This is a genomic window from Tsukamurella pseudospumae, from assembly GCF_001575195.1.
Lineage (GTDB): Bacteria > Actinomycetota > Actinomycetes > Mycobacteriales > Mycobacteriaceae > Tsukamurella > Tsukamurella pseudospumae.
On sequence record NZ_LSRF01000095.1, the window covers coordinates 1 to 1,019 of the forward strand.

The following is a 1,019-nucleotide window of genomic DNA, read 5'->3' on the forward strand; positions in this document are numbered from 1 at the left end:
GCCGGGCAGTACCTAGGGCGTGTCTCCCAATAGTCGTGACCATCGCAAGCATGCTTGGAGCACGACCCCGGCCCGGTAGGTGATGGCGAGTTTGTCGTAGCGGGTGGCCAGTCCGCGCCATTGCTTGGTGTCGTTGAATGATCTCTCAACTACGTTGCGGCCCTTGTAGGTATCGGTGTCGAATGTCGGTGGCCGACCACCCGCGGCGCCCTTGCGGCGGCGGGCGTCGATCTCGGTGACCTTCTGCGGAATGACTGCCTTGATACCCCGGCCGGCGAGCATCCGCCGGTTCACGCCACTGGTGTAGGCCCGGTCGGCGACGACCGCGTCCGGGCGAGTGCGGGGACGCCCAGCCCCGCATCTCGGTACCCGAATATCGGCGAGGACCTCGGTGAGCATGGCGCCGTCGTTGCGCTGTCCGCCGGTGACGACCACCGCGAGCGGACGCCCCTGACCGTCGACTGCTGCGTGGATCTTGGTGGTCAGGCCTCCCCGCGAACGGCCGATCCCGTGGCCGGCCGGTTCACGATCACCGCCGAGCGGACTCGCGACGAACCCGGGTGGAGGATTTGTGTGATTCGACCGGGCCCCCTGTGTCCTGATCAGGGCGAACAGTGTTCGTCGCGTGCTGATGCGCACGGTTGATCGTGGCGTCCACCGACACCGCCGTCCAATCGATCTTGCCCGCCGCATCGGCGTCGGCGAGGAGCGCGGCCAGAACCTTGTCCCAGGTTCCGTCCTGGGCGTAACGCCGGTGACGCTTCCAGGCCGTCTTCCACGAACCGAATGCCTCGACCGGCAGATCCCGCCACGGAATCCCGGTTCGATACCGGTAGATGATCGCCTCGACCACTCGCCGGTTGTTCTCGAACCGACGCCCAGGCCGACCAACACTCGAAGGCAACAACGGCTCGATCCGAGCCCACTGCTCATCCGAAATCGCTTCGTACCGAGATGAACTCACGGAACGATTATCCCCGATCAGCAGTCCATGATTGGGAGACACGCCCTAGYYGCTT

The 1,019-nt window shown here is 65.4% G+C and carries 1 pseudogene; it reads right to left on the reverse strand.

The window, feature by feature from the left end:
- Positions 1 to 12 precede the first annotated feature (12 nt).
- Positions 13 to 964 (reverse strand): annotated as a pseudogene (locus tag AXK60_RS26045) (IS5 family transposase).
- Between the last annotated feature and the right edge of the window lie 55 nt (positions 965 to 1,019).